This is a genomic window from Kitasatospora sp. HUAS MG31, assembly GCF_040571325.1.
Classification (GTDB): Bacteria; Actinomycetota; Actinomycetes; order Streptomycetales; family Streptomycetaceae; genus Kitasatospora; species Kitasatospora camelliae.
This window is the reverse complement of sequence record NZ_CP159872.1, coordinates 731,660-749,623: the sequence shown is the minus strand read 5'-3', so window position 1 is coordinate 749,623 and position 17,964 is coordinate 731,660. Positions and strand designations below refer to the sequence as shown.

Genomic DNA, 17,964 nt, shown 5'->3' with positions numbered 1-17,964 from the left:
GGCGACGTGGACCGGTGGAAGGCGCTGATCGTCCTCGGCACCGCCCAGTTCCTGATGGTGCTGGACGCGTCGGTGATGAACGTGTCGATCAGTCAGCTGGTCGAGGACTTCGACACCGAGGTCACCGCCATCCAGGCCGTGATCACCCTGTACACGCTGGTGATGGCCGCCTTCATGCTCACCGGCGGCAAGATCGGCGACATGTTCGGCCGGCGCCGCACCTTCATCGCCGGCCTGATGGTCTACGCCGTGGGCTCCGGCCTGACCGCCGTGGCACCCACCGTGTGGGTGCTGGCCCTCGGCTGGTCGGTGATCGAGGGCCTCGGCGCCGCCCTGGTGCTGCCCGCCCTGGCCGCCCTGGTCGCCGGCGCCTACCGGGACCGCGAGCGCGCCATCGCCTACGGCGTGATCGGCGGTCTGGCGGGCGCCGGCATCGCGGTCGGCCCGCTGCTGGGCGGCTGGGTCACCACGTACCTCACCTGGCGGCTGGTGTTCGCCGGCGAGGTGGTCCTGGTGGTGGCGATCCTCTGCCTGCACCGGTGGATCCCGATCGGCGGGCCGCGCCGGCAGCGGGTGCAGCTGGACGTGCTCGGCGCGGTGCTCTCGGCAGCCGGACTCGCCGTGATCGTGCTCGCCGTGCTGCAGTCCGGCACCTGGGGATGGGTGGAGCCGCGCAACCCGCCGTTCACCGTGCTCGGCTTCGCGCCCACCCTGTTCGCGGTCGCCCTCGGCGGGGTGCTGCTCTGGCTGTTCGTCCTCCAGGAGCGCCGCCGGGAGGCGGACGGGCGCACCCCGCTGGTCCGGCTGCGGCTGTTCGGCATCGCCGAGCTGCGCTCGGGACTCGCCACCCTGTTCAACCAGAACACCATCCTGCTCGGCCTGTTCTTCGTCATCCCGCTCTACCTCCAGGTGGTGCAGGGTCTGGACGCCTTCGAGACCGGCGTCAAACTCCTGCCGGTCTCGGTGACGATGCTCGCCGCCTCGATGAGCGGCACCCTGCTGCTGCGGGTCGCCTCACCGCGGACCATCGTCCGGGTCGGCCTCGCCGTCCTGTTCGGCTCCGCGATCTGGCTGCTCACCACCATCAAGCCCGAGCTGGCCGGCGTCTCCTTCGCCCTGGCGATGGCCACCATGGGCCTCGGCATGGGCCTGCTCGCCTCCCAGCTCGGCAACGTGGTGCAGTCCAGCGTGGCCGAGGAGGACCGCGGCGAGGCGGGCGGCCTCCAGTTCACCGCCCAGAACCTCGGCTCCTCGCTGGGCACCGCACTGATCGGCGCCATCCTGATCGGTGCCCTGGCCAGCGCGTTCACCAACAACATCGCCGACGACCCGCGGGTCTCCGACGCCGTCCGCCAGCAGGCCGGCATCCAGATCGAGGCCGGGATCAGCTTCGTCCCCTCCGACCAGGTCGCCGCCGCCCTCGCACAGAGCCCGGTGCCGCCCGAGGAGGCCGCCGCGGTCGTCGAGCACTACGAGGACGCGCAGATCGACGGCCTCAAGGCCGCCGTCCTCGCCGCCGGCGGACTCACCCTGGCCGGCTTCCTGTTCACCGGGCACCTGCCCGCCGGGGTCCCGGCCCGCCGCGCCCGCCCCTCCGGTCCGAGCGGAACGCGGTTGAACACCCCCGGGACCTAGTTGGTACGCTCCACCCGAGCCGTGACTGGCGCGCAGGGATGGACACGACCATCGGGGAGCGGCTCCGTGTCTCACGCTGTCGCCGTGCGCCTGGGCCGTCCGAATCGTCACCGTCACGAGGAGACCGCCTTGGCCCCGTCCGGCATTTCGTCCGCAGCGCACACCGCCGTCGACCCGACCGCCTCCGCCGCCTTCCGCAGCGCCGTGGACGCCGTCCGCGCCGTCGAGCCCCGGGTGGCCGACGCCATCGCCTCCGAGGTCGAGGACCAGCGCGCCTCCCTCAAACTGATCGCCAGTGAGAACTACGCCTCGCCCGCCGTCCTGCTCGCCATGGGCAACTGGATGAGCGACAAGTACGCCGAGGGCACCGCCGGCCGCCGCTTCTACGCCGGCTGCCGCAACGTCGACACCGTCGAGACCATCGCCGCCGAGCACGCCCGCGAGCTGTTCGGCGCCGACCACGCCTACGTCCAGCCGCACTCCGGCATCGACGCCAACCTGGTCGCCTACTGGGCCGTCCTCTCCCAGCGGGTCGAGGGCGCGGCGCTGCGCCGGGCCGGCGTCCGCAACGTCAACGACCTCGACGACCGGGCCTGGGCCGAACTCCGCCGGGAGCTGGGCGACCAGCGACTGCTCGGCATGTCGCTGGACGCCGGCGGCCACCTCACCCACGGCTTCCGGCCCAACCTCTCCGGCAAGATGTTCGACCAGCGCAGCTACGGCACCGACCCGGCCACCGGCCTGATCGACTACGACGCGCTGCGGGCCACCGCCCGGGAGTTCCGCCCGCTGATCCTGGTCGCCGGCTACTCCGCGTACCCGCGGCTGGTCAACTTCCGCCTGATGCGCGAGATCGCGGACGAGGTCGGGGCCACCCTGATGGTGGACATGGCGCACTTCGCCGGCCTGGTCGCGGGCAAGGTGCTCACCGGCGACTTCGACCCGGTGCCGCACGCCCAGATCGTCACCAGCACCACCCACAAGTCGCTGCGCGGCCCGCGCGGCGGCCTGGTGCTGTGCGCCGAGGAACTCGCCGAGCAGGTCGACCGCGGCTGCCCGATGGTGCTGGGCGGCCCGCTGCCGCACGTGATGGCCGCCAAGGCGGTGGCCTTCGCCGAGGCCCGCCGCCCCGAGTTCCGCGACTACGCGCAGCGGGTGGTGGACAACGCCCGGGCGCTGGCCGAGGGCCTGCTGCGGCGCGGCGTCCGGCTGGTCACCGGCGGCACCGACAACCACCTGGTGCTGCTCGACGTCTCCGGCCACGGGCTGACCGGCCGTCAGGCGGAGGCCGCGCTGCTGGAGTCCGGGGTGGTCACCAACCGCAACGCCGTCCCGCAGGACCCCAACGGCGCCTGGTACACCTCCGGCGTGCGGATCGGCACCCCGGCGCTCACCACCCGGGGCCTCGGCGTCGGCGAGATGGACGAGATCGCGGACCTGATCGCCACCGTGCTGGCGGCGGTGAGCCCGACGGCTCCGGGGACGGGGGAGGCGTCCAAGGCGCGGTACACGCTGGACGCGCGGGTCCGGGACGAGGCCAACAAGCGGGCGGCGGACCTGCTGGCGGACTACCCGCTGTACCCGGGGCTGGAGCTGGTCTGACGGCTGACGGCTCCGCGGGGAGCTGCGCGTTGCGGCGGGGTCCGGGGAGCGGGTGCTTCTACGGTCCGTCGCAGGCCGCAGGTGAGTGGTCTTCCGTTTCGCGCAGTTCCCCGCGCCCCTCAGGACAAAGACTCCGTGGCTAGGCGCCCGGCCAGGGGCCGGGGGGTGGGGTGGGGGGTTGGTGGGTGGTCTCGGTGCGGGTGAGGCGGAGGCCGCGGGACTGGTAGGTGGGGAGGGCGGCGGGGCCGTCCAGGGAGCAGGTGTGGACGGTGACCTTGCGGGTGGGGGGTAGGGCGGGGTGGCGGTCCGCCAGGTCCCAGGCGCGGTCCAGGCCGAGGGCCAGCAGGTGGCTGCCGAGGCCCTTGCCGATGAAGTCGGGCAGCAGGCCGAAGTAGATGATCTCGACCTCGCCGTCCGGGTGCGGCTCCAGCTGGACGTACCCGGCCGGGGTGCCGGACACCCAGGCGACCCAGGTCTCCAGGCCCTCCTGGGCCAGCCAGTCCCGCCACTGCGCGTAGCTCCACGGCAGCCGGTCGGTCCAGGTCCAGGGGCCGCCCACGGCGGTGTACAGGAACCGGGCGAACTCCGGGCCGATCAGCTCGGCCCGGACGACCCGCAGGTCCAGTCCGTCCGGGGCCGCCGCGGGCACCACCTCCGCGGCGGCGGTCTGCTCCAGGTGCCAGGTGGTCACGGTGATCGTCTCGGTCACCCCGCCACACTCTCACGCCCCCGCGCCGGGTCAGCGCGGCAGGGTCGCCGTGGTGGGGCCGTCGGGGCGGACGGTGAGGCCGTAGGCGGTGCCGGCGGGCGTGGAGCGGAGCCGTGGGGCCGGGCCGGGCAGGAGCAGCTCCAGCAGGGCGGTGGCCTCGCGGAGGGCGAACTGCAGGCCGAGGCAGGCCCGCGCGCCGAGGCCGAACGGCAGGTACGTGCCGAGCCCCTCCGGCCGCCCGCCCGCGGTGGTGAACCGGGCCGGGTCGAACCGCTCCGGCTCCGGCCACAGCGCCGGGTCGCGGTGGGTGAGGTACGGGCAGACCAGCACGTCGCTGCCGGCCTCGACGCGGTACCCCGCCAGGACGTCCTCCGCCACGGCGTGCCGCGGCAGGATCCAGGCGGACGGGTACAGCCGCAGCGTCTCGCTCACCAGCGCCTGCACCGCCTCCCGCCGCGCCCCGGACCCCGCCGGGCCGGCCGCGAGGGCCCACTCCCGCGCGCCCGGGTCGCGGTCCAGCAGCAGGTGCAGCCAGGTCAGCGTGGTCGCCGTGGTCTCGTGCCCGGCGACCAGCAGGGTCACCAGCTCGTCCCGGATCAGGCGGTCGGTGTACTCGGGCCGCTGCGCCGACGCCACGGTGAGGACGTGCAGCAGCCCGGGTCCGTCGGGACCGGCCTCCCCGGACCGGGCGGCGGCGACGGCCCGGTGGGCGACCGCGTCGATCCGGGCCAGGTCCGCCCGGACGGCCTCCGGGGGCTCCACCCCGTCCGCGGGCAGGGTGGGCAGCGCGGCCACCACCGCCGCCACGGCGGCCAGCTCCCGGTCGGTGCCGGCGTCCAGCGGGTGCCCGGTGAGCGAGCGCCAGATGGTGTCCAGGGCGAAGCGCCGCATCTCCTCGCCCAGGTCGAAGACCCGCCCGCTGTGCGCGTACCCGGCCCAGCGGTCGGCGGCGGTCCGGGCCGCGGCGGCGATCCTCGCCTCGTAGCGGCGCATCCCGACGCCGGTGAACTGGGACTGCAGCAGCCGCCGCTGCCGCTTCCAGGCCTCCCCGGTGGCGGCGAGGACCCCGTCGCCGACCAGCAGGCGGGCCCGGTGGGAGCGCTTGACGTACCGGTCGGGGTGGCGGCCGAGCACGTGCTGGACCGCGCCGGGATCGGTGACCAGGACGGTCGGCCGCGGTCCGAGCCGGACGGCCGCGACCCCGCCGAGCCGGGCGCGGGTCAGGGTCAGCAGGTCGACCAGCGGGCCGCCGCCCGCCCGCCACCGCTCGACCTCGACCGGGTCCAGTTCGGGCACCGGCCGGGCGGCCGGCGACTCCGCGGGGACGGAACGCGCATCGGTGGCCACGGGGCTCCTCCGGGTCGGCCGCGGAACCGGTCGGCGCGGGGCGGCCACCGGCATGACGGACTGTACGTCAGCCGGTACGGCCGGTGACAGGGCCACCTCGTGCCAACAGGCGGCCCGACCGCGGCGAGCCCGGTCTAGGCCCGGCCGCGGCGGCGGGCCACGAAGATGCCGATCACCGCGCCGACCAGCAGGGTCACGGTCAGCACCACCCAGAGCGGCAGGGTCACGGTGGCCACCCAGAGCGTGATCGACACCGAGTCCGTGTTGGCGGCGATGAACCAGACGGCGAGGATCGCCAGGATCCCCACGCCGATCGTGCGCATGCGCATCTCGCGGCCCTTGACCGTGACGCTCGACGGCTCGTGCGTCCGGTCGTGCGGGGGAGAAGTGTTCTTGGCCATGGCTTCAGTATGGTGCGGTTCCGCCCGGTTCGTCCCTGTGGGGCGGAGGCCGACCGCCGAGACCAGCGGGCCGGGGCGGCCGGTTGCGGGGGAGGTGGCCCCGGGCGATAACGGGGGCATGGCCGACGCTGCGCACAGACCCGTGGAGATCAAGGTCCTGCTCTCGGACGAGGCGGTGGGACCGGCCCTTCAGGCCCTGGACCTGGACGCCGACGACAGCCGGCGCCGACGGATCTACTTCTGGGAGCGCCCCGCCCCGGGGCCCGTCGAGCCCCGCCTGCCGCTGCTGGAGGCCGGCCTGGTGATCCGGCTGCGCAAGGAGGTCGGCGGCTCCGACGACGACCTCACCGTCAAGCTCCGGCCCTGCGACCCGGACCGGCTCCCCGAGGAGTGGCGGGCCGACCGGTCCGACGGCGACTGGGAGTTCACCATCGAGGAGGACTGGTCCGGACGCGACCGGGCCCCCGCCGCCTCGCTCAAGCGGGACGGGGACTTCCCCCGGCCCACCGGCGACGACCCCGGGGACTCCGGCCAGCCCGCGTTCAACCCCGAGCAGCGCGACCTGCTCGCCGGCACCGGCCACCGCGACCTCGGCCGGCTGACCGCCCTCGGCCCCGTCGAGGCACGGCAGTGGAAGCCGCCGCTCGCCGACCTGCTCCACCCCGTCACCGTCGAGCGGTGGACCGTGGAGGACCAGGGGCTCGACTTCCTCGAACTCTCCCTGCGTGCCCGGCCCGCCGACGCCGAGGCGGCCCGGCGGCAGCTGGTGCGCGCCCTGAGCGAGCGGGGCCTGGCGTCGGCCGAGCGGCAGCGGTCCAAGACCCGGGCCGTGCTGGCCGCCCTGGCCGCGGAGGCCCTGGGCGGCTGAGCGGCAGGAGGAGCCGCCTCAGCCCCGTGTGGGCACGTAGTACGCGCGGTGGTGGGCCGCCACCGACGCCGACTGGTAGGTCCACACGCCCGCAGGCGGGGTGCGGCCGAGCAGGTCGGTGAGGTGGCGGCCGACCGGCGCGGTGCCGTCCGCGACCTCCAGCCGGACGCGGTGGTCCCCGGCGCCGTCCAGGAGGTGGAGCCGGTACGGGTGGTGGACGTTCATCGGTCCGGCCAGCAGCCGGCCGGAGGGGTCGGTGCCGTAGCCGGTGACCGGCGCACTCACCACCGGTTCGGCCCGGAGGCCCGCGAGGTCGGCGTCCAGGGTGAACAGGACGCCCTCCCGCCGCTCGATCCCGCCGTCCGGGCCGAGCCCGGCCGCCCGGCAGGTCACCGACCAGGCGTCCCGGTGCGCCGGGCCGTTGAGGGAGGGCATCACCGTCTCGAACCAGCCCGGGTACTTGGGCTCCGCGTACAGCCGGGTGCCGGCGTCGATCGCCAGCGGGTTGTCGCACAGCACGTGGATCCGGGCGATCCCGAGCAGCTTGGACTGGTCGAAGCCGCGTGCGTACTCGGCGTACCCGAACCGTGGCAGGCCGGTGGCGGCGGCCGGGCGGGCCACGATGTTGACCTCGACCTCCTGGGTCACCCCGCCGCCGTTCGGGTACTGGGCGAAGTACAGCTGGAAGTTGACCGAGACGCAGGCCCGGCCGTCGAACTCGGCCGCCGTCAGGCCGGGATGGCGTTCGGCGAGCACCTTGTGGACCGGCTCCGGGTCGACCAGGAAGTCGACGCCCAGGTGGTGCAGCGCGCCGTAGTGGAAGGGCAGCAGGTACGGCGCGGGGACGGGCGGGACGTCGGGTCGGTCGGCGTCCGGGCGGTCGGCGTCCGGGTGCGGGTTCGCGGCGGGGGTCACGGGCGTTCGGCTCCTTCGGTACGGGCGGGGCGGCCGGGCACGGCCGGGACGGCGTCCCGGACGGCGGCCGGGCGGTGCAGGGCCAGCAGGTCGCGGTGGATCCGGTCGCAGCTGCGCAGGGCGAGGGCGGCCATGGTCAGCGAGGGGTTGGCGGTGGAGATCGAGGGCATGCTGCCGCAGCCGACGGCGTACAGGTTGGGGTGGTCCCAGCAGCGCTGCCACGGGTCGACCACCGAGGTGGCGGGCGAGGCGCCCATGAGGTGGGTGCCGGCGCCGTGGCCGGCCGCCCGGTAGGCGTAGCCGCGGCCCTCGAACGCGAAGTACCCCGGCCAGGCGGGACCCGGGTCGAAGCGGGTGTGGTCCTCCGCCCCGAGCAGCGCGAACACCTGCTCGGAGACGCTCCTGGCGGCGGCCGCCCCGCGCCGCACCCAGTCCGACAGGTCGTAGTGCAGCACCGGCCGGGGCGTGCCGAAACGGTCCCGCCGGGACGGGTCGAGGGTGACCCGGTTCGACGGGTCGGCGTCCTGCTCCAGCTCGAACTGCAGCGAGAACTCCCGGCCGATCCGGTCCCCGACCGCGGCTCGCAGCCCGGGCCCGAACAGGCCGCGCCCGTCCGGTCCGCCGGTGCGCAGCAGCTCCGCGACCCGGCCGTCCGGCGGACCCAGCGGCCAGGTCCAGCCCCAGTTGCCGAACTCCACCCGGAACGGCGCCCGGCGGGCCCGGGCCGCGCCGAACCGGAACGCCTCCAGCCCCGCGGTCGAGCCGGGTCCCCGGTACGGGCCGACCGGGCGCGGCATCAGCCCCCAGGTCAGCAGCACCGGGTGGTCCATCAGGTTGCGGCCGACCTGGCCGCTGCCGCCGGCCGCGCCGGAGACCAGCAGCAGCCGGGCCGTCTCGATCGCGTGCGCCGCCAGCACCACCAGCTCCGCCCCGGCGGTGTACTCGGCCGGGTCGGGCGCCGCCTCCGGGCCCTCGGCGTACCGGCGGTACCGGACGCCGGTGGCCCGGCCGGCCGGGTCGATCAGCACCCGGGTGACCACCGCCCGGGTGACCAGCCGCACCGACGGACCCCAGCGGGCCTGGGTGCGCAGCGGCGTGTACTTCGCCTGGGACGGGCAGATCGGCACGCAGCTGGCGTGCCCCTGGCACGGCCGCCCCTCGCCGCCCTCCCCGGGTGCGGGGGCGAGCCGGCGGCCCGGCCCAGCTGCCGTGGCCCGGCCCGCGGGTGCCCGGCGGGTGGCCGCCGAAGGTGCGCCACAGCAGGCCCCGGGCGTACGCCTGCGCGGAGACGGTGAACGGCGGATCCTCCACGCCGCCGCCGGGCCAGCTGCCGGTGTACCAGAGGTGGGCGAGGGAGCGGGCCGCCTCGCGGGGCGGGCCCTCCTCGTCCGGCGGGCCGTCGGCGGCGAGGGCGTGGAGGAGACCGGGGCCGACCCGCTCCCGGACCACCGCGAGGTAGGTCTCGGCGAGGCCGGTGGCGTGGAGCTCGTCGGCGGTGAACCCGGTCAGCCGGGAGGAGAGGTCGAGGAACCGGTCGATGGTCATGGCTGCGCGGTACCGCCCTGGGTTGGTCGTGTCCATGGCGCGCCGGGCGCCCGGACGATCACTGCCCGGCGCCGGGCACCGCATGCGCCCCGCCCCGGCCCGGCGGGAGCCCAGAGCGCGACCCCGGCGCGCGGGCTCGCCTCCGCGCCCCTGCGGTTTCGCGGACAGGCCGCCACCGGGCCGGACGGGCCGCCGGACCGGACAGGCCGCCGGAGCGGCGCTGCGGCAGGGCGGCGGGAGGCACAGACTGGTGGCGGACCTCCTGCCGGAGTTGGGGGATCGATGCTGCTCGGACTCACCACCGCACTGATCGCGACGGTCTGCTTCGGCTTCGCGTGCGTCTTCCAGGCGCGCGGCGCCCGGGCGGCCCCGCGGGCGGACCGGGTGCGCGTCGGGCTGCTGGCCGCCCTGGTGCGCTCCTGGCAGTTCCTGCTGGGGACGGCGATGGACATTGCGGGTTTCGCGCTGAGCATCGTCGCGCTGCGGACCCTGCCGCTGTTCCTGGTCCAGGCCGTGACCAACGCCAGCCTGGCCGTCACCGCCGGGGCCGCCGTGTGGATGCTCGGCGCCCGGCTCGGCCGCACCGACCTGGCCGCCATCGCCGCCGTGGTCGTCGGCCTGACCCTGCTCGCCCTCGGCTCCGGGGCCGAGGGCCGGAACTCCGCAGGTCCCGCCTTCCACCTGGCCCTGCTCGCCACCACCCTGGTCTGCCTGGTGCTGACGGCCGTCCTCGCCCGCCGGGACGGCAACGCCGCCGCGGCCGGGCTCGGCCTGCTGGCCGGCGTCGGGTTCGGCGTCACCAGCCTGGGTGTCCGGGTCCTGGACACCGGCGGACTCGTCGAGGTGATCACCGACCCGGCGGCGTACGCGATCGCCCTCGGCGGCCTGGGCGGCTACCTGGCGTACGCGCTGGCGCTGCAGCGCGGCACGGTGACCGCGGCCACCGCCGCCGGGACGGTCGCCGAGACCTTCGGGCCCGCGCTGGTGGGCGTGATGCTGCTCGGCGACGCCGCCCGGCCGGGGTACGCCTGGGCCGCCTTCACCGGGTTCGCGGTCGCGGTCGGCGGCACCTTCGTGCTCTCCCGGTTCGGCGAGGTGGAGGACCGTCAGGCCCCCACCGCCCCCGCCCACCGGGACGAGGACCGTCCCGTGCCGCCGGCCCGGGCGGGCGGATCCCGGTAGCCCGCCCGCCGCCGCCGTGCGAAGGTGGCTTGCCAGGTGAATCGGACGAAAGGGGCAGGTGGGCATGCGCGACGACGCCCCGCAGCGGACCGGCACCGGCGAACCCCCGACGACGCCGACGCCGCCGACGACGCCCGGGCCGGTGCGACCGGCCGGATCCCCGGCCCCGCCCACCCCCGGGTTCCCCGCGGCGACCGCCGACGGGTTCTCCCCGGTGACCGCCACCGGGGACGCCCCGGCGGCCGCCCCCGCACCCGCGCCGTCCCGCGCCCCCCGCCCGGACCGGCCGGTCGTGCTGATCACGGGCGCCTCCTCCGGCATCGGCGAGGCCGCCGCCGCACGGCTGGCCGCCGCCGGCTGGCGGCTGCTGCTCTCCGGCACCGACCGCCCGCGGCTGGACGCCGTCGCCGACCGGACCGGCGGCGCCGCCCTCGCGGAGGACCTCAGCACCCCGGACGGCCCCGACCGGCTCGCCGAACGGGCCCTCGCCGCCGCCGGCCGGGTCGACGCCCTGGTCGCCAGCGCAGGCCTCGGCTGGCGCGGACCCTACGACCGGACCCCGCCCGACCTGCTGGACCGGATGGTCGAGGTGAACCTCACCGCGCCGATGCGGCTGGTCCGCCACCTGCTGCCGGGGATGCTGGAGCGCCGGCGGGGCCGGATCGTGCTGCTCGGCTCGATGGCCGGCCAGGTCGGCGTCCGCGACGAGGCCGCCTACGCCGCCACCAAGGGCGGGCTCACCCTCTTCGCCGAGAGCCTCTGGTACGAGCTGCGCGGAACGGGCGTCGGTGTCCGGATCATCCTCCCCGGCGCGGTGGACACCCCGTTCTTCCACCACCGCGGCACCCCCTACCAGCGCGGCCGCCCGCGCCCGGTGCCGCCGGAGCGGGTCGCGGACACGGTCATGGCCGCCCTCACCGGGACGCAGGACCGGATCTTCGTCCCGCGCTGGCTCGCCGGCCCGGCCCGGATCCACGGCGCGGCCCCCGGGGTGTTCCGGCGGATGGCCTCCCGGTTCGGCTGATGCGCGGCGCCCGTACGGTGGGGGCCGCGGCCACGGTTGCCGCCGGGGTGGAGCTGCTGCATCTGGCACCGGCCGCCGTCCGGCTGCCCGCGCTCCGCCGGACCGTCGCCCGGCGCACCGCCGGACACGGCGCCCCCGACCGGGTCGCCCTCACCTTCGACGACGGTCCCGACCCCGCCAGCACCCCGTACATCCTGGACGCGCTGGACCGCCTCGAGCTCCGGGCCACCTTCTTCCTGCTCGGCGCGATGCTGGAACGGGCCCCCGGGCTCGGCCGGGACCTGGTCGAGCGCGGCCACGAGGTCGCCGTCCACGGCTGGCACCACCGCACCCCGTGGTACCCGGCGCCGCGCCGCGACCTGGCCGAGGTCCGGCGGGCGGCCGAGGCGGTCGCCGGGCTGTGCGGGGCTCGACCCCGCTGGTACCGGCCGCCGTACGGGGTGCTGACCGGCGGCCTGGCGCTGGCCGCCCGGCGGGAGGGCCTGCGGACCGTGCTCTGGACGGCCTGGGGCCGCGACTGGACCGAACGGGCCACCCCCGCCTCGGTCTACCGCACCGCCGCGCCCGGCCTGGTCGGCGGCGCCACACTGCTGCTGCACGACTCCGACTGCACCTCCGCGCCCGGCTCCTGGCGGGCCACCCTGGGCGCCCTGCCGGCGATCGCCGACCACTGCCGCGAACGCGGGCTCGGGCTGGGGCCGCTGCGCGAGCACGGGCTGGCGGGCGGTTGACGGGCGGTGGCGTCGGCTACAGCTCCCCGTCCCGGGCGAGGGCGTCCCAGTCGACGCCGCGCAGGCCGTGGTCGGCCTCGGTACCGGAGGGGAGGGCGGTGCCGTCCTGCAGCCAGGCGACGGCGAGGGTGGAGTAGTGGTCGACCTGGTCGGTCGTGCGGTCCACCGGGTGGGAGGTGAACAGGCCGACGCAGCTGACCTCCGGCATCGTCTCCACCGGCCCGAACGCGCGGGGCGCCTCCTCCTCGGACACCACCCGACGCGGGGTGACCACGTGGACCGGCGCCCCCCGGAACCTCGTCCCGGCGATCACCGGCAGGCGGCCCACCGCTCGGTCGTTCAGCCGCCGGCACGGGTAGCCCTCCAGCAGGCCGCCGTAGGTGGACCACAGGTGCAGCGAGACGAGGTGGATCGAGCGGCCGGAGGCGAGGGTGACGGAGGTCAGGGACATGGCGGGGACGGTAGTGGGTGGGCCGGGGGTGGGGCCACGGGTTATCCGGCGGTGGTTCGACGGCGGTGGTTCGACGGCGGTGGTTCGGTCGGTGGTTCGGTCGGTGGTTCGACGGCGGTGGGTCGACGGCGGTGGTTCGGTGGCGGTGGGTCAGGCGGCGCTGCGCAGCCAGTGGTCGAGGACGGTGAAGTCCGGCTCGGTGAGGCCGGTGGCCGGGTCGACCCGGTGGAGCAGGGCCTGCGGGCCGCAGGAGGCCTCCACGTAGGTGCGGTCGCGCTCAGTGATCTCGTCGTCCACCCAGGCGAACGGCCGTCCCTGTGCCCAGTCCACCAGCGGGCGGGTCTTCCAGTGCAGCCCCGCCCGGAAGGTGAGGGCAACCTCCTCCTCGGAGGGCTCCGGGAAGTCCACCATCGGCAGCCGGGGCAGGCCGAGGCGGGGCGCCACGCAGTCGTTGGCGTCGGACATCCAGGTGGTCGCCCAGACGAGGGCGCAGGGCAGCGCGGCGAGGCGCGGCCCGATCGCCGGGTCGATCCGCTCCAGCAGCGGGTTGAGGCGCTCGTCCTGCTGAGCGGGCGTCACGGGGTAGCGCGGACGCGGGGCTTCGCCGCGGGCCGCACCGAACGGGATCAGCGGACCGTCGACGTCGAGGAACAGCAGGGGGAGCGATGCGGGGGTGAGAGGGAGCGGTGCGGGGGTGATCACGTCCGAACGATAGAGGAGATCCCGGCCGCCGGTGGGGCGGTCCGCCGGGGATAGGGTGGCCCGCATGTTCATCCTCGAACTCACCTACACCGCACCCCTCGACCGCATCGACGCGCTGCTCGCCGAGCACGTGGCCTGGCTCCAGGAGCACTACGCGGCCGGGGTGTTCGTGGCCTCCGGGCGCAAGGTGCCGAGGGACGGCGGCGTGATCGTCGCCGTGGGCGGGGGCCGGGAGCGGATCGAGGGGATCGTCGCGGGCGATCCGTTCGTGCTGGCCGGCGTGGCCGCGTACCGGGTCACCGAGTTCCTCGCCACCACCACCGCGCCGGCCCTGGAGGCGTACCGCCAGCAGCTTCCCGCGTAGCGGCGGGCGGCGATCGGTGCGGAGCCGGCGGCGGGCGGTGAGGAGCCGGCGGTGGGGTGGCGGATACTTCGGGAATGTTGCTGAGATGGATCGCCGAGGTCGCGGACGAGCCGCTGGTGCTGGAACCCGCCGACCGGCGGGTGGAGGTGGAGACCAACACCTGGTCGCTGAGTACGGGCGACGAGGAGCGGCGGTCGCTGACGGTCGCCGAGGTGGTCGCCGCCTTCGAGTCGACCGCCGGACGGATCCGGGAGCGGATCCGGGAGACGGGCCACGCCGGGGCGGCGACCTTCTATGTGTGGCACGACGCGCAGGCCGGGCGGCTGAAGTGTTCGACCGGGTCGGTGGGGGAGACGGAGCTGCCGTTCGGTGGCGCGTACGTGCCGACCGGCGACCTCGGCGCGGTGGTGGCGGGGTACCTGGCTGACGAGGAGCCGGGCGTGGTCGCCTGGTCGGAGCTGACGGACGTGACCGACGGGCCGGAGTGGACCGCGGTGGACCGGGAGCCGGTGTCCTTCCCGGTGTGGGTCAGCGCTGTCGGCGGGGATCCGGCCTGATCCGGTCGTCGTCGAGAGGGAGCGGGTGTGGGCAGGCGGATGAGCCCCGGTGAGGTGTGGGCCGGGCTGAACGCGCGGCAGCGGGTGGTGCTGTGCGATCGCGGAGACCGAGGTGCCGGCGGACGAGGAGGGCTGGCGGGTGTTCCTGCTGGAGTTCCCGGTGGCCGACCCGGTGCGGTACCCGACCGTGCTGGACGCGCTGCTCGCGGCGGGGGAGCACGCGCGGGGGATGCGGTCGACCGTGCGGGCGCTGCTGAACCGCGGGCTGGTGGGATCGGTCGAGGGGGTGGTGAGGCTGCCGGAGAACGGCTGGACCCCCCGTCTGCGGGTGCAGCTCACGGAGCTCGGGCGGCAGGTCGCCGGGCAGGCCGCGGCCGGGGGCTGAGTCTGGCACGGGGGTGGGTTCCGCGGCGGTGGCCCGGTATGGTCTAGACATCTTGGGCGGATGTGGGCCGGGAGGGTCTGTGGCGGATGTGGTGACGGCGGACGCGATGGCGGCGGATGCGGTGGTGGCGGATGCGGTGGTGGCCGACCGCGGGTTGCCGTCCGGGCTGCCGGTCGGGGTGATCGGGCTGGGCAACATCGCGCAGAAGGCGTACCTGCCCGTGCTCACCGCCCTGCCCGGCCTGGACCTGCGACTGATGACCCGGGACCGGGAGAAGCTCGACCGGCTCGGCGACGCGTACCGGATCCGGACGCCTCGGCGGTTCACGGACCTCGACGCCCTGATCGACTCCGGCATCCGCGCCGCGTTCGTGCACGCGCCGACCGAACGGCACGCCGAGATCGTCGAGCGGCTGCTCACGGCGGGCGTGGACGTCCTGGTCGACAAGCCGCTCTCGTACCGGCTCGCCGAGAGCCGGCACCTGGTCGGACTGGCGCGGCAGCACGGACGGTCGCTGATGGTGGGCTTCAACCGCCGCTACGCCCCCGCGTACACCGCCGCGCTGGGGCGGCCGCGTGACCTGGTGGTGCTGCAGAAGGACCGCCGGGCGGGCGCCGGGGACGTCCGCACCATCGTGCTGGACGACTTCATCCACCTCGTCGACACCCTGCGGATGCTGGCACCCGACGGCGCGGACGGGATGCACGTGCACGGTCGGGTGGACGAGGACGGCGGCCTGCGGCACGTCGTCCTGCAGCTCATGGGAGAGGGCTTCACCGGCCTGGCGGTGATGAACCGGGCGAGCGGGTCCGGGAGCGAGACGCTCCAGACGGCCGGGGGCGACCGGCGGCGGGAGGTGCACAACCTCACCGAGGTGATCGAGCACGAGGACGGGGAGCCGGCGCTGCTCCGGGGCGGGGACTGGGAGCCGGTGGGGCGGCGGCGGGGGATCGAGGCGATGTGCCGTCACTTCCTGGACGCGGGGCGGGGTGGGGTGCGGTTGGACGCGGGGGATGCGTTGGAGACGCATGAGGTGTGTGAGCGGGTGATCGAGGGGTTGGGGGGATAGGGGTGGGCCGGGTGCGGGGGCCGCGGTGGCGGTGCGGGTGGCTGTGGTGAGGGCGAGCGCGGGTGGGGTGCCTTCCGCTTCGCGCAGTTCCCCGCGCCCCTGGCGGGGCACGGAGCTGATGGTCAGTCACCGCATGCCGCGCAGGCAGTGTGTGTAAGGATGATCGAATGACTGTCATGGGGGTTGTGCGGGTGGTGTCTGCCGGGTTGGCGCTGGGTGGGGTGGTGGCGACGCTGGCGGGGTGTGGGAGTGAGCGGGCGGTCGCGGTGTCCGGTGGGCCGAGCGCTGTGGCGTCGCCGTCGGGGGATTTCCGGGTGAAGGCGGAGACGCTGTCGCCGACCTCCTACCGGCAGTTCGGGCAGCTGTCGTCGGGGAAGCCGTCCGCGACGGGGGAGGTCTGTCCGGCCTCGGGTGTGCAGATGAGCATGGATCAGGGGGACGCGGCGATGGGTCTGCGGGTCCAGGGTGTGCTGCTGCGGAACTGTTCGACGGAGCCGCGGACGCTCGAGGGTTACCCCGCCGTGCAGTTGCTGGACGAGGAGGGTGCGCCGCTGGACGTGGCGATCGACCCGGGTGCTCGGCAGATCACGTCGGGGATCAAGGATCCGGGGGTCCACCCGGTCGTCGTCCAGCCGGGTGGGTGGGCGCGGTTCATGCTGGTGTGGCGCAACACCTATGACGACACCACCCATCCGCCGGTCTCCGGCGCCTTCGCCCAGGTCATCCCGGCCGGGGGCGCCGCCGCGGAGCGGGTGACCCCGCCGGCGCCGTTCGACCTGGGCTCGACCGGACGGCTCGGGGTCACCGCCTGGGACGCCTACCCGGCGGGCTGACGGAGCACCGCGGCCGGCCGGGAGCAGGGCCGATCCTGCTCCCGGCCGGCCGGGCGTGAACGATTCCTCGGGCCGGGGACCTCAGACCAGGGCGGGGATCAGGACCGCCTGGTGGCCGGCGGTCTGGTTGTGGCGTTCGGCCCAGGTCTCCAGGGCGGAGCGGCAGGCGTGGTCGAGGTGGCGCAGCTCGCTCAGGTCGAGGTGGATCTGCCGGTCGGTGGGCAGGCGTTCGAGGGTCTCCAGGAGACGGGGCAGGCGCAGGAAGGTGGCGTTGCCGGCGAGCCGGACCCGGATCGAGCCGTCCGGCTGGTCGACGGGCTCGACGTGGAGGTGCGAGGTCTCCCAGGCCGTCTTGAGGATGGCGAGCAGCAGGCCGAGGAGGACGCCCTCGAACAGGTTGGTGACCACGATCGCCACCGCGGTCGCGCCCAACACCACGGCCTCGCCGCGGTGTTCGCGCCAGAGCGGGACCAGGGAGCGGACCGGGACCAGCTTGGCGCCGGCGTGCACCAGGACGCCGGCCAGCGCGGCGAGCGGGATGACCGAGAGGGCGGACGGGATCAGCGCCGTGAACAGCAGCAGCCAGACGCCGTGCAGCACCCGGGAGGCCTTGGTCCGGGCGCCCGCCTGGACGTTGGCGGCGCTGCGGACGATCACCGCGGTCATCGGGAGCGCGCCGAGCAGGCCGCAGACGGTGTTGCCCGCGCCCTGGGCGATCAGCTCCTTGTCGTAGTCGGTCCGGGGGCCGTCGTGCAGCCGGTCCACGGCGGCGGCGCTGAACAGGCTCTCCGCGGAGGCGATCAGCGCGAAGGCCACCACCGTTCCCAGCGCGCCGAGTTCGGTGAGGACGGCGACGTCCGAGCTGCCCGGCAGGTGGACCACGTCGAGCAGCCCGGCGACCTTGACCTTGGCCACGTCCAGGTCGAGCAGCGCGGTGGCCGCGGTGGCGAGCCCGACGGCGGCGAGCGGGCCGGGCAGGACGCGGACCTTCGCGGGCAGCCGCGGCCAGAGCACGAGCACCAGGACGGTTCCGGCGCCCAGGGCGGCGGCGGTCAGCGTGCGGGGGTCGCCGGCGGTGTCGGCGATCAGGCGCGGCAGCCCGGCGAGGTTGGCCGGTCCGTTGCCGGGGGCCTTGGCGTCGGCGAGGGCGTAGAGCTGGCCGGCGATCAGGACCAGGCCGATCCCGGCGAGCATGCCCTGGACCACCGAGAGCGAGATCGCCCGGAACCAGCGGCCCAGCTTCAGCGCGCCCATGGCGAGCTGGAGGGCGCCGGCGGCCAGGGTGATCACGCCGAGGGCGGCCAGTCCGTGCTCCTGGACCGCTTCCAGGACCAGCACGGTCAGCCCGGCGGCGGGGCCGGAGACCTGGAGGCTGCTGCCGGGCAGCAGTCCGGTGAGCAGGCCGCCGACGATGCCGGTGACCAGGCCGAGTTCGGCCGGGACACCGGAGGCGACCGCCACGCCGACGCAGAGCGGCAGCGCGACCAGGAAGACGACCAGGGAGGCGGCGAAATCCTGCCGCGGGAAGGGGGGCCGAAGGGCGGGACGACGAGTCATCGGGTCCTCGGGGTGTGGTGTCGGGTCTCGGTACGGGAGCCGGAGGCCGGATTGGATCCGGCGCCGGTGGTCGGCCCGCGGTGGCGC

At 75.5% G+C, this 17,964-nt stretch carries 19 protein-coding genes and 1 riboswitch; of the genes, 11 read left to right on the top strand and 8 right to left on the bottom strand.

Annotation, left to right across the window (positions count from 1 at the left end; all coding sequences use genetic code 11):
- Positions 1-6 precede the first annotated feature (6 nt).
- Positions 7-1,635 (top strand): MFS transporter, encoded by a 1,629-nt coding sequence (locus ABWK59_RS03590; RefSeq protein WP_354637825.1) that lies wholly within the window; start codon positions 7-9, stop codon positions 1,633-1,635.
- Positions 1,636-1,646: 11 nt separating this feature from the next.
- Positions 1,647-1,738: riboswitch (ZMP/ZTP riboswitch) on the top strand.
- A 26-nt stretch (positions 1,739-1,764) separates the two neighbouring features.
- Positions 1,765-3,237: a glycine hydroxymethyltransferase gene (locus ABWK59_RS03585; RefSeq protein ID WP_354637824.1), complete on the top strand. Its 1,473-nt coding sequence runs from the start codon at positions 1,765-1,767 to the stop codon at positions 3,235-3,237.
- 139 nt (positions 3,238-3,376) lie between these two features.
- Here the strand turns inward: ABWK59_RS03585 and ABWK59_RS03580 are convergent, their stop codons facing one another.
- The 3 genes from ABWK59_RS03580 to ABWK59_RS03570 form a co-directional block, all read right to left on the bottom strand.
- Positions 3,377-3,946, bottom strand: a complete 570-nt coding sequence (locus tag ABWK59_RS03580) for a GNAT family N-acetyltransferase (protein WP_354637823.1) — start codon at positions 3,944-3,946, stop codon at positions 3,377-3,379.
- A gap of 30 nt (positions 3,947-3,976) precedes the next feature.
- Complete coding sequence (locus ABWK59_RS03575) at positions 3,977-5,293, bottom strand: cytochrome P450 (protein ID WP_354637822.1); 1,317 nt, start codon at positions 5,291-5,293, stop codon at positions 3,977-3,979.
- A gap of 134 nt (positions 5,294-5,427) precedes the next feature.
- Complete coding sequence (locus ABWK59_RS03570; RefSeq protein ID WP_354637821.1) at positions 5,428-5,694, bottom strand: LapA family protein; 267 nt, start codon at positions 5,692-5,694, stop codon at positions 5,428-5,430.
- A gap of 118 nt (positions 5,695-5,812) precedes the next feature.
- On the opposite strand from ABWK59_RS03570, the gene ABWK59_RS03565 reads away from it, so the two are divergent.
- Positions 5,813-6,562 (top strand): hypothetical protein, encoded by a 750-nt coding sequence (locus ABWK59_RS03565; protein ID WP_354637820.1) that lies wholly within the window; start codon positions 5,813-5,815, stop codon positions 6,560-6,562.
- Between the two features lie 18 nt (positions 6,563-6,580).
- Here the strand turns inward: ABWK59_RS03565 and ABWK59_RS03560 are convergent, their stop codons facing one another.
- Both ABWK59_RS03560 and ABWK59_RS03555 read right to left on the bottom strand, forming a co-directional pair.
- Entirely contained in the window at positions 6,581-7,477 is an 897-nt protein-coding gene (locus tag ABWK59_RS03560) for a hypothetical protein (RefSeq protein WP_354637819.1), read from the bottom strand.
- The gene (locus ABWK59_RS03555; RefSeq protein WP_354644814.1) at positions 7,474-8,781 is read right to left on the bottom strand and encodes a GMC family oxidoreductase; all 1,308 of its coding nucleotides are present in this window, start codon (positions 8,779-8,781) and stop codon (positions 7,474-7,476) included. The genes ABWK59_RS03560 and ABWK59_RS03555 overlap by 4 nt, the downstream gene beginning before the upstream one ends.
- A 523-nt stretch (positions 8,782-9,304) precedes the next feature.
- Here ABWK59_RS03555 and ABWK59_RS03550 point away from each other — a divergent pair.
- From ABWK59_RS03550 to ABWK59_RS03540, 3 genes are all read left to right on the top strand, one after another.
- Complete coding sequence (locus ABWK59_RS03550; RefSeq protein ID WP_354637818.1) at positions 9,305-10,204, top strand: hypothetical protein; 900 nt, start codon at positions 9,305-9,307, stop codon at positions 10,202-10,204.
- Positions 10,205-10,268: 64 nt separating this feature from the next.
- The gene (locus tag ABWK59_RS03545; RefSeq protein ID WP_354637817.1) at positions 10,269-11,228 is read left to right on the top strand and encodes an SDR family NAD(P)-dependent oxidoreductase; all 960 of its coding nucleotides are present in this window, start codon (positions 10,269-10,271) and stop codon (positions 11,226-11,228) included.
- Positions 11,228-11,959 (top strand): polysaccharide deacetylase family protein, encoded by a 732-nt coding sequence (locus ABWK59_RS03540; RefSeq protein WP_354637816.1) that lies wholly within the window; start codon positions 11,228-11,230, stop codon positions 11,957-11,959. The genes ABWK59_RS03545 and ABWK59_RS03540 overlap by 1 nt, the downstream gene beginning before the upstream one ends.
- 16 nt (positions 11,960-11,975) lie before the next feature.
- Here ABWK59_RS03540 and ABWK59_RS03535 read toward each other — a convergent pair whose 3' ends face one another.
- Both ABWK59_RS03535 and ABWK59_RS03530 read right to left on the bottom strand, forming a co-directional pair.
- Complete coding sequence (locus ABWK59_RS03535; RefSeq protein ID WP_354637815.1) at positions 11,976-12,410, bottom strand: hypothetical protein; 435 nt, start codon at positions 12,408-12,410, stop codon at positions 11,976-11,978.
- A gap of 150 nt (positions 12,411-12,560) precedes the next feature.
- Positions 12,561-13,112, bottom strand: coding sequence for an HAD domain-containing protein (locus tag ABWK59_RS03530; protein ID WP_354637814.1), 552 nt, complete (start codon positions 13,110-13,112; stop codon positions 12,561-12,563).
- Between the two features lie 64 nt (positions 13,113-13,176).
- Here ABWK59_RS03530 and ABWK59_RS03525 point away from each other — a divergent pair, with 64 nt between their 5' ends.
- From ABWK59_RS03525 to ABWK59_RS03505, 5 genes are all read left to right on the top strand, one after another.
- Positions 13,177-13,476: a YciI family protein gene (locus tag ABWK59_RS03525; protein ID WP_354637813.1), complete on the top strand. Its 300-nt coding sequence runs from the start codon at positions 13,177-13,179 to the stop codon at positions 13,474-13,476.
- Between the two features lie 74 nt (positions 13,477-13,550).
- Positions 13,551-14,033, top strand: a complete 483-nt coding sequence (locus tag ABWK59_RS03520) for a hypothetical protein (RefSeq protein ID WP_354637812.1) — start codon at positions 13,551-13,553, stop codon at positions 14,031-14,033.
- Between the two features lie 112 nt (positions 14,034-14,145).
- Positions 14,146-14,418 carry a hypothetical protein gene (locus ABWK59_RS03515; RefSeq protein WP_354637811.1) on the top strand — a complete coding sequence of 91 codons (273 nt, stop codon included), beginning with the start codon at positions 14,146-14,148 and terminating at the stop codon, positions 14,416-14,418.
- A gap of 166 nt (positions 14,419-14,584) precedes the next feature.
- Positions 14,585-15,487 carry a Gfo/Idh/MocA family protein gene (locus ABWK59_RS03510; protein ID WP_354644813.1) on the top strand — a complete coding sequence of 301 codons (903 nt, stop codon included), beginning with the start codon at positions 14,585-14,587 and terminating at the stop codon, positions 15,485-15,487.
- 167 nt (positions 15,488-15,654) lie between these two features.
- On the top strand, positions 15,655-16,320 hold the full coding sequence (locus tag ABWK59_RS03505) for a DUF4232 domain-containing protein (protein ID WP_354637810.1): 666 nt from the start codon (positions 15,655-15,657) through the stop codon (positions 16,318-16,320).
- Positions 16,321-16,401: 81 nt separating this feature from the next.
- Here ABWK59_RS03505 and ABWK59_RS03500 read toward each other — a convergent pair whose 3' ends face one another.
- Complete coding sequence (locus ABWK59_RS03500; RefSeq protein WP_354637809.1) at positions 16,402-17,877, bottom strand: SulP family inorganic anion transporter; 1,476 nt, start codon at positions 17,875-17,877, stop codon at positions 16,402-16,404.
- Between the last annotated feature and the right edge of the window lie 87 nt (positions 17,878-17,964).

Excerpts from the sequence above, each read along its gene's own strand:
- ABWK59_RS03570 (WP_354637821.1), bottom strand. The coding sequence starts at position 5,694 with ATGGCCAAGAACACTTCTCCCCCGCACGACCGGACGCACGAGCCGTCG.
- ABWK59_RS03550 (WP_354637818.1), top strand. The coding sequence starts at position 9,305 with ATGCTGCTCGGACTCACCACCGCACTGATCGCGACGGTCTGCTTCGGC.
- ABWK59_RS03565 (WP_354637820.1), top strand. The coding sequence starts at position 5,813 with ATGGCCGACGCTGCGCACAGACCCGTGGAGATCAAGGTCCTGCTCTCG.
- ABWK59_RS03505 (WP_354637810.1), top strand. The coding sequence starts at position 15,655 with ATGACTGTCATGGGGGTTGTGCGGGTGGTGTCTGCCGGGTTGGCGCTG.
- ABWK59_RS03520 (WP_354637812.1), top strand. The coding sequence starts at position 13,551 with ATGTTGCTGAGATGGATCGCCGAGGTCGCGGACGAGCCGCTGGTGCTG.
- ABWK59_RS03500 (WP_354637809.1), bottom strand. The coding sequence starts at position 17,877 with ATGACTCGTCGTCCCGCCCTTCGGCCCCCCTTCCCGCGGCAGGATTTC.
- ABWK59_RS03525 (WP_354637813.1), top strand. The coding sequence starts at position 13,177 with ATGTTCATCCTCGAACTCACCTACACCGCACCCCTCGACCGCATCGAC.
- ABWK59_RS03540 (WP_354637816.1), top strand. The coding sequence starts at position 11,228 with ATGCGCGGCGCCCGTACGGTGGGGGCCGCGGCCACGGTTGCCGCCGGG.
- ABWK59_RS03535 (WP_354637815.1), bottom strand. The coding sequence starts at position 12,410 with ATGTCCCTGACCTCCGTCACCCTCGCCTCCGGCCGCTCGATCCACCTC.
- ABWK59_RS03545 (WP_354637817.1), top strand. The coding sequence starts at position 10,269 with ATGCGCGACGACGCCCCGCAGCGGACCGGCACCGGCGAACCCCCGACG.